General features: G+C 75.2%; 7 protein-coding genes and 1 pseudogene. 7 read left to right on the forward strand and 1 reads right to left on the reverse strand.

Annotated features, from left to right (window positions below):
- The first annotated feature begins 4 nt into the window (after positions 1-4).
- Positions 5-430: a hypothetical protein gene (locus tag ACIRS1_RS07060; RefSeq protein WP_402837517.1), complete on the forward strand. Its 426-nt coding sequence runs from the start codon at positions 5-7 to the stop codon at positions 428-430.
- Positions 431-445: 15 nt separating this feature from the next.
- Positions 446-1936, forward strand: a complete 1491-nt coding sequence (locus ACIRS1_RS07065) for an FAD-binding protein (protein ID WP_402837519.1) — start codon at positions 446-448, stop codon at positions 1934-1936.
- A gap of 141 nt (positions 1937-2077) precedes the next feature.
- On the opposite strand, the gene ACIRS1_RS07070 is transcribed toward ACIRS1_RS07065, so the two are convergent.
- Entirely contained in the window at positions 2078-3589 is a 1512-nt protein-coding gene (locus tag ACIRS1_RS07070; protein WP_360206789.1) for a multicopper oxidase family protein, read from the reverse strand.
- Between the two features lie 362 nt (positions 3590-3951).
- On the opposite strand from ACIRS1_RS07070, the gene ACIRS1_RS07075 reads away from it, so the two are divergent.
- The 5 genes and pseudogenes from ACIRS1_RS07075 to ACIRS1_RS07095 form a co-directional block, all read left to right on the forward strand.
- Entirely contained in the window at positions 3952-5331 is a 1380-nt protein-coding gene (locus ACIRS1_RS07075; RefSeq protein ID WP_402837521.1) for a pyridoxal phosphate-dependent decarboxylase family protein, read from the forward strand.
- 289 nt (positions 5332-5620) lie between these two features.
- Positions 5621-6307: a hypothetical protein gene (locus tag ACIRS1_RS07080; RefSeq protein ID WP_360206783.1), complete on the forward strand. Its 687-nt coding sequence runs from the start codon at positions 5621-5623 to the stop codon at positions 6305-6307.
- The gene (locus ACIRS1_RS07085; protein ID WP_402837523.1) at positions 6304-6993 is read left to right on the forward strand and encodes a DUF6875 domain-containing protein; all 690 of its coding nucleotides are present in this window, start codon (positions 6304-6306) and stop codon (positions 6991-6993) included. The genes ACIRS1_RS07080 and ACIRS1_RS07085 overlap by 4 nt, the downstream gene beginning before the upstream one ends.
- Positions 6994-7259: 266 nt before the next feature.
- Positions 7260-8042, forward strand: coding sequence for a maleylpyruvate isomerase N-terminal domain-containing protein (locus ACIRS1_RS07090; protein ID WP_402837525.1), 783 nt, complete (start codon positions 7260-7262; stop codon positions 8040-8042).
- A 324-nt stretch (positions 8043-8366) separates the two neighbouring features.
- Positions 8367-8589 (forward strand): annotated as a pseudogene (locus tag ACIRS1_RS07095) (hypothetical protein); the annotation flags it as partial.

Raw genomic sequence — 8589 nt, forward strand, 5'->3', positions numbered from 1 at the left:
GTTGTTGAGTCATGACGGGCGGGTGCTGCGGGGGCGGGAGGGCCTGTGGGTGTACCGGGTGCTGTTCGGGGTGAGCCCGCAGGTGTACGGCTCCAAGCTCGCCCACGTGTTGGTGGAGGCGAGCGGGTGGGTGCAGGTGGCGGGGCGGCCGGCGGCGCGGCGGGCGCTGCTGGAGGAGGCGGTGGCGGCGGCGGGGGTGCTGGAGGTGGGGCATCCGTTCCGGGCGAAGGTGCTGGGGCGGGCGCTGGAGGCACTGGCCGCACTGGAGCGGCAGGGGCGGCAGGGGCCGCAGGAGCAGCGCGGGCCGCAGGGGCGGCAGGGGTCGCAGGGGCAGTGCGGGGTGGTAGGGGCGGCAGGGGTCGCAGGGGCGGGCGGGGTGGTAGGTGGTTGCGGGGTGATTGCGGTACAACAATCCGTATTTGACGACTGATCGGAGAAGTCTGGTATGAGCGGGTCGCAACTGTCGCGGCGGGCGGTGCTCGCGGGTGCGGGGGCCGCGGTGATCGGGTGGAGCACCGCCCGGGGGGCCTGGGCGGTGGAGGAGGGTGGCGACGTCGCGCGGCTGCCCGTGCTGGACGGGTCGGTGACGCTGTCCGGCGAGGGCCTGGAGCGGTTCGCCGGGGACTTCGGGCACCTGGTGTCGCAGCGGCCGCGGGCGGTGCTGCGGCCGGGCTCGGTGCGCGACGTGCAGCGGGTGGTGGCGTTCGCGCGCCGTCACGGGATCCCGGTGGCGGTCAACGGGCAGAGCGGGGACGCGGGCACGGCCGGGGCGGCGGGGCTGGAGTCGCACTCCAGCTTCGGGCAGGCCAACCCGCGCGGCGGGATCGCGGTCGACGCGCGCGGCCTGTCGCGGATCGTGTCGGTGGGCCCGGGGCGGGCCGTGGTGGAGGCCGGGGCGACGTGGGCGCAGCTGACGGACGCGGCGCTGGCGGTGGGGTGGATGCCGCCGTGTCTGACGGACTACCTGCACCTGTCGGTCGGGGGGACCCTGAGCGTGGGCGGGATCGGCGGTGGGGTGCAGCGGTTCGGGTTGCAGGTGGACACGGTGGAGTCGGTGGACGTGGTGACCGGCACGGGTGAGCTGGTGACGGCCTCGCGGGCGGTGAACCGGGAGCTGTTCGAGGCGGTGCTGGCCGGTGGCGGGCAGGTGGGGATCATCGTGCGGGCGCAGCTGCGGCTGGTGCCGGCGCGGGAGCGGGCGCACGTGTTCTCGCTGTTCTACGACGATCTGGGGGCGTATCTGGCGGACCAGGAGCGGGTGATGGCGCAGGGGCGGTTCGACCTGCAGGTGGGTGACGTGCAGCGCAGCGCGGACGGGTCGCGGTGGCGGTACAAGGCGGAGCTGGTGGCGTTCGCGGACGCGGGGCGGGGCGTGGATGCGGGGGCGTTGTTGGCGGGGCTGCGTCCGGTGGCGGGTGAGACGCAGGTGGTGGAGCAGAGCTGGCGGGAGTACGCGTTCCGGGTGGACGCGTTCGCGGGGTACCTGCGGGCGGCCGGGTTGTGGGGGCTGGCGAAGCCGTGGCTGAGCCTGTTCCTGCCGGCGTCGCGGGCGCGGGTGTTCATGGAGGAGGCGGCGCGGGTGCTGTCGGCGCAGGACCTGGGGGCGGGGTTGTTGTTGTTCTACCCGTACGCGCGTTCGCGGGTGGGGGCGCCGTTGGCGGTGTTGCCGCGGGAGGAGGTGGGCTGGCACTTCGACCTGTTGGCGTTCCCGGGGCCGGGGGCGGACACGGGGGCGATGCTGGAGCGCAACCGGCGGTTGTACGAGCGGGCGGTGGAGCTGGGTGGGAAGCGGTATCTGATCGGGGCGGTGCCGGGGATGACGGGGGCGGACTGGCGGCGGCACTACGGCGGTTTGTGGGGGCGGGTGGTGGAGGCCAAACGGCGGTGGGATCCGGCGGGGATCCTGACGCCTGGTCAGGGGATCCACGCGTCCTGAGGCGGCGACGTCGGTGCCGGGGCCCCGGCCGTGTTGCGCGGCCGGGGCCCCGGGGGGCGGGCCGGCCCGGGGGGCCGGGCGGCCGGGGGGCCGGGGGGCCGGGCGGCCGGGGGGCCGGGCGGCCGGGGGGCCGGGGCCGGGTCAGGCGATCTCCATCTGGGCCATCATGCCCATCGCGGAGTGGTCGAGCAGGTGGCAGTGGTAGGGGTAGCGGCCGCGGTAGGAGTCGAAGACGGCCTGCAGGCGCACGCTCTCGCCGGGCAGCAGGCGCACGGTGTCCTTGAGGCCGGCCTCCGCGGGTGAGGGGGCGGCGCCGTTGCGGGCCAGGACGCGGAACTGCACCAGGTGCAGGTGGAAGTTGTGCGGGACGTCCTTGTTGGCGTTGACGACCGTCCAGATCTCCGAGGTGCCGTGGGCCACCCGGGCGTCGACGCGGGCCGGGTCGTAGACCTTGCCGTCGATCAGGCCGCGGGGTTCGGCGCGCCCGTCCTCGTCGACCTGCAGCACCACGGTGCGTTCGCGGGCGGGCGCCGGCAGGGCGGGCAGGGTGCGCAGCACGGCCGGGACGGAGCTGGGGTCGTGGGCGGGGCGGGTGATGTCGAAGCGCAGGACCTGGCCGACGTGTTCGGTGGGGCCGGGCGGCAGGGTGTTGGTGAGGGCGATGCTGCTGCCCACCGGGTAGCGGGAGAAGTCGATGACGACGTCGGCGCGTTCGCCGGGCGACAGGTCGACGGTGTCGGTCAGGTGGGGGCGTTCGAGCAGGCCGCCGTCGGAGCCGATCTGGGTGATGGGGCCGCCGTCGGCCAGGCGCAGGGAGAAGAAGCGCAGGTTGGAGGAGTTGAGCAGGCGCAGGCGGTACTTGCGGGCGGCGACGTCGACCTTGGGCCAGGGGCGGCCGTTGGCGAGGATGGTGGTGCGGTTGAAGGGGTCGTCCATGCGGTAGACGAGGTTGCCGTCGGTGTCGAAGCGGGCGTCGCGCAGGGCGATGGGCAGGTCGTACTGGCCGGAGGGCAGCGGCAGGGCGCGTTCGGTCTCGTCGGTGAGCAGGTAGAAGCCGGCCAGGCCCCGGTAGACGTGTTCGGACTCCAGGTGGTGGGCGTGGTCGTGGAACCACAGGCTCGCGTGGGCCTGGTCGTTGGGGTAGGTGTAGGTGCGGGTGCGGCCGGTGGCGAGGAGGTTCATCGGGTCGCCGTCGCTGTCGGTGGGCACCCGGGCGCCGTGCAGGTGGACGGAGACGCCCTCGTCGAGGAGGTTGGTGTGGCGCACCACGACGGGGCGTCCGGAGCGGGCGCGGATGACGGGGCCGGGGAAGGAGCCGTTGTAGGTGAGGACGTCGGTGCGCAGGCCGGGCAGGATGCGGGCGGAGGCCCGCAGCATGGTCATGGTGTAGGTGTCGGTGCCGCCGGCGGTGGAGACCGGGGTGAGCAGCGGGGGCACGGGCATGGCGGTGGTGAACTTGGGGGCGAGGGCCGGTCCGGCGTCGGGGCCGGGGTCGTCCTGGGGGGTGGCGCCGTGGGTGTGGGCGTCGGCCTGGTCCTGGGTGCGGGCCGCGACGGTCTGGGCGGAGGCGGCCGGGCGCACGGTGGTGCGCATGAGCAGGACCCCTCCCCCGGTCGCCAGGGCGGCGCCGATCATCCTGCGTCTGGTCACCATGGTGTGTCCTCCTGCTCGCTGCCGGGTGCCGGGGGGCGGCCGGGTGCCCGGGGCCCGTTCGCCTGTCCGCCCGCTGCCCGGGCGGGTGCGGTCCGGGCCGGTGGCGCCCCGGGGCCGTCTTCGCCGTCTTCCAGGGGGTGATTGCAGCAGCGGTTCCTAGCGCGCGGTTGGGGTCCGGCTGAGGCGTGGGGGGTGTGCGGCGGGCCGCGCCGGGGCGGGCCCTACCGGCCGGTACGGGGGGTGGGTGCGGGCGGGGGCGGGGCGGGTGCGGGTGAGCTGCGGGTGTTGCGGCCGGCTTGCGGGCGCAGGTCACCGTGGCTCGCGAAGCACTGGAGGATCCCTCGAAGGGAAGGGGCCGGAGCGTGGACCTGCGGTACTGGCTGCCGAGGGCGGCCGAGGTGGCCGAGCGGTGGGGCGAGCGGTTCGGGCCCTTCCGCCCGCACCCCTCGCACCAGGTGGAGGACGCGGACTTCGCCGTCGCGTTCGAGCGTTTCGCCAAGCGCCTGGAGCACAACTACCCGTTCTTCCATCCGCGCTACGCCGGGCAGATGGTCAAGCCGCCGCACCCGGCGGCGATCGTGGGCTATCTGACGGCGATGCGGTTCAACCCCAACAACCACGCCTACGAGGGCGGGCCGGCCACCAACGACATGGAACGCGAGTGCGTGGAGCAGCTCGCCGCGATGTTCGGCCTGCCCCGGCACGTGGGCCACCTCACCAGCAGCGGCACCATCGCCAACCTGGAGGCGCTGTACGTGGCCCGCCAGAGCCATCCGGGGCTCGGGGTGGCCTACAGCGAGCAGGCCCACTACACGCACAGCCGGATGTGTCACGTGCTGGGGGTGGCGGGCCACGCGGTGGCGGCCGACGCGGCCGGGCGGATGGACGTGGACGCGTTGGAGGAGGTGCTGCGCACCGGGCGGGTGGGCACCGTGGTCGTCACCGCCGGGACCACCGGGGCGGGTGCGGTCGATCCGGTGCACGAGGTGCTGGCGCTGGCCCGCCGGTACGGGGTGCGGGTGCACGTGGACGCGGCCTACGGCGGGTTCTTCGCGCTGCTGGCCGCCGACGACGCGCTGGCGGCGGAGCTGGAGCTGGACCCGGCGCCGTGGCGGGCGGTGGCGGGCTGCGACTCGGTGACCGTCGACCCGCACAAGCACGGCCTGCAGCCCTACGGGTGCGGGGCGGTGCTGTTCGCGGACCCGGGGATCGGGCGCCACTTCGCCCACGACTCGCCGTACACCTACTTCACCGACGCCGAACTGCACCTGGGGGAGATCAGTCTGGAGTGCTCGCGCGCCGGTGCCTCGGCCGCGGCGCTGTGGCTGACCCTGCAGCTGCTGCCGCTGAAGCCCGACGGGCTGGGCGCGGTGCTGGCCGGTGCGCGGCGCAGCGCGCTGGACTGGTCGCGCCTGGTCGGTGCGGACGGGCGGCTGACGGCGTACCAGGAGCCGCAGCTGGACATCGTCACCTACTTCCCCACCCCGGACGGGCCGTTGTCGATGTCGGGTGTGGACGCCGCCAGCGAGCGGGTGCTGCGCCGGGGCATGGCGGCGGAGGACGATCCGGTCTACCTGAGCCTGCTGCGGGTGGACGCCGCCGACTTCACGCGCCGCCACCGCGGTGCGCTCGCCGACGCCGCTACGGCGGGGGTGCTGCGCAGCGTGCTGATGAAGCCCGAGGCGCGGGAGTTCCTGCCGGCGCTGCACGCCCGGGTGGCGGCGTTGGCCGCCGGGGGCTGACCGGGGGCGGCGTCGCCACCCGCGTGGCGTGCCGCGCCGTTGCGTGCGGGCGCCGCCGTCCTGCCGCACCGCGCCGCCGCCGTTGCACAAGCGCCGTCGCCGTTGCACAGCGCCACCGCACGGAGAACAGCTGCACCGCGCGGCACCGCCGCGTCCGATCGCACCGCCGCGCCGCACCGGTGTACCCGCCGCGCGCCCTGCACGCGCGGCACGGCGTGCCCGCACCGCCGGGCCGCGCCTTGCCCCACCGCCCGCCCGTTGTCCGCTTGTCTGCCGAGGAGCGTGTCCGTTGACCACCGCCACCGTCCCGCCGGGCGCCCCCGCCGCCCGCCCGGCCGAGATCCCCAGTGCCCGGCCCGAGGGGCACCCCGTCGTGCGGGCCGCCCGGCCCGGCGAGGAGGCCGCCCTGTCCCGGGTGCTCGCCGCCGCGTTCCAGGACGACCCGCTCACCCGCTGGGCCTTCCCCGACGCCACCTACCGGGCCCGTGTCCTGCCCGCGTTCTTCCGCGTCTACGTCGACCAGTGCCTGGCCCACCGGGGGGTGCTGACCACCGAGGACCTGGACGCGGCGTTACTCTTCCTGCCCCCGGGGGTGTGGGAGCACCCCGACCACCACGGCCAGGACGCGGCCCGCGCGCTGGACGAGGCCGTGGACGCGGCGGCCCACCCGCAGAGCGTGCTGCGGCTGGCGGCGATCACCCGCCTGCAGGCGCGCCGTCACCCCCGCCACCGCCCGCACTACTACCTGGCGTTCATCGGCGTGCGCCCCGAGCGCCGTCACGACCTGACCGCCGCGGCCCTGCTGCGGACCCTGCTCGCCGAGGTCGACGCGGCCGGGCAGGCCGCCTACGCCGAGACCAGCTCCCCCGGCGGTGCGCACCTGTGCGCCCGCAACGGCTTCACCCGCTTCGGCGACGCCCTGGCCCTGCCCGCCGGCGGGCCGCAGCTGACCCCGGTGTGGCGGGGGCCCCGGTGAACGCGCCCGCCGCCGAGGCCGGCCTGCAGGTCTTCGCCGCCGACGAGATCGACGCCGGGGCCGCCGACGCCCACCCCGAGGTCGCCGAGATCCTCGCCTGGAGCCGGCAGTTCCTCACCACCGCCCACCCCGACCTGGGGCGCAGCGGCCCGGTCTGCCCCTACACCCAGCCCTCGCTGCGCCGTGGCCTGTTCCACGTCGCGGTGGCCGCCGGTGGCGCGGCCGGTGACGGCGGGGGAACGGGGGCCGACCTGCCCGCGCTGGTGGGTGAACTGCGGTCCTGGTACGAGCAGTTGGTGGGTGCTCTGACCGAGGAGTCGGACCGGGAGCTGCTGACGGTGCTGCTGGTGCTGCCCCAGCTGGACCGGGCCGATTCCACGGTGCTGGACGAGTTGCAGCGCAAGGCCAAGGACGAGTTCGTCGAACAGGGGCTGATGATCGGTCAGTTCCATCCGGTGTGCGAGGAGGGCGGTCTGTGGAACCGCTCGTTCCGGCCGTTGCGCGCTCCGGTGCCGTTGCTGGCGGTGCGTAAGCTCCTCGTCTTCGACCTGCCGTTCCTCGTCGACGACCAGGCGCATCTGGCGCACTACCTGGCCCGGTTCGCCCCCCAGGTGCCGGCGCGCATCCGTGACCAGCTGGTCACCGGGATGACGGAGCACCGGCGCAACGTGCGCCTGACCGCCTGAGCCCCTGACCGCCGGAACCCCTGACCGCCTGAGGCCCTGGCCGCCGGAACCCCTGACCGCTCGACCGCTTGAGCGCCGTCCCCCTCTTCGGGCGCGGCCCCCGGGCGCGCGCGGGGCGCCACCGCCCCTTCCCCGATCGGCCGGGCCGGCCGGCCCCGGGGCGGGGCCCTGCGTCCCGCGCGCGCCGCCGCACGCCTGCCCGCAGGGCTTGCGGCGTGCGGAAATTCGGTTGCCCCGCCCCCGCGGTGGGGTGATAGACAGCCCGCGTGGACACCATTCTCGACTTCCCCGCCCTGCTGCAGCTGATCGGCGAACGCTCGGACGCCTTCCGCGCCGCCGTCGCCGCCGCCCCCGACCTCGACGCGCAGGTGCCGACCTGCCCCGAGTGGACGCTGTTCGACCTGGCGCAGCACATCGGCGAGGGGCGGCGGCGCTGGGCCGCGACCGTCGCCGCCGGGCCGGCCGACGCCCCGCCGCCGGCCTCGGTGTGGGAGGGTGCCGCCCCGCGCGGGCGCGAGGAGCTGTCGCAGTGGCTGGCGGAGTCCACCCGTCTGCTGCTGGACGCGCTGGGCCAGGCCGGTCCCGACCGGGGCTGCTGGACGTGGTGGGGCCCGCAGTCCCCGCCCACCAGCGGCGCGGTGGCCCGCCACCAGCTCCAGCAGCTGGCGGTGCACACCTACGACGCCCAGCTCGCCGCGGGCACGGGTGCCACCGAGCTGCCCGAGGAGGTGGCGCTGGACGGCGTCGAGGACTTCCTGTTCACCTGCTGTGCGACGACGGCGCCCTGGCCGCACGAGCCGTGCGTCGTGGACTACCACGCCAGTGAGGGCCGCTCGTGGCGCCTGGCGCTGTCCGCCGCCGGCGCGCACACCACCCGTCTGCCCGCGGGCGGCGCGCAGGCCGGTGCGGATGCGGCCGCCTTCAGTGCCCTGGGCACGGCCGGCCAGCTGGTGCTGGCCCTGTACGGGCGGATCCCGGTGTCGGACCTGAAGGTCGAGGGCGATGTGCGGATCTTCGAGCAGCTGGCGGCCTGGGAGCCGGAGGTGTAGCCCCGACGGGCCGTGCCTTGACGGCACGTCACCCTTCGTTCGGCCCGGCACCGCCGTCGCCCCCCCCTGTCTTCGACCTGGGGGGCGGCGGCGGTGTTCTTCGTTGCGGCGCCGATGCGGGTGGGTGCGGTGGCGGCCTTGGCGGGGGTGGTGGGCGATCTTCGCGACGCTCTGGTGTCACCGGCGTGACTCTGACACCATCTCAGCCGAGGTGAAGGGACCGTGTGCCAAGCGTTCACCTCGTCTGCATCAGCGTCGCCGTCGAGCGCCGAGAAGATTCCGAGGCCTGTTGTGAAGACCCTACGTACCCGCATACCCCACGTGGTGACGGTCGTGCTCATGCTGCTGGGCATGGTGAGCGCGACGGCCGCGACCGCGCAGGCGGCCCCGCAGCGCACCGCCGCGTCGATCGTCTGCTCCAACTCCCCCATCCCGCCGGGGTGGGTGATCACCAGCTCCTACAGCAGCTCCGGTTGTCCGGGCACCGGCGTCGCGTACACGATCGCGGACGTGAGCGGGCTGAACGGTGCGACGGTCTGCTCGATGT

Origin of the sequence: Kitasatospora sp. NPDC101176 (assembly GCF_044768035.1) — a bacterium.
Taxonomy (GTDB): Bacteria; Actinomycetota; Actinomycetes; order Streptomycetales; family Streptomycetaceae; genus Kitasatospora.

Bases quoted from the DNA above. Each gene is read 5' to 3' on its own strand.
- ACIRS1_RS07065 (WP_402837519.1), top strand. From the start codon at position 446: ATGAGCGGGTCGCAACTGTCGCGGCGGGCGGTGCTCGCGGGTGCGGGG.
- ACIRS1_RS07070 (WP_360206789.1), bottom strand. From the start codon at position 3,589: ATGGTGACCAGACGCAGGATGATCGGCGCCGCCCTGGCGACCGGGGGA.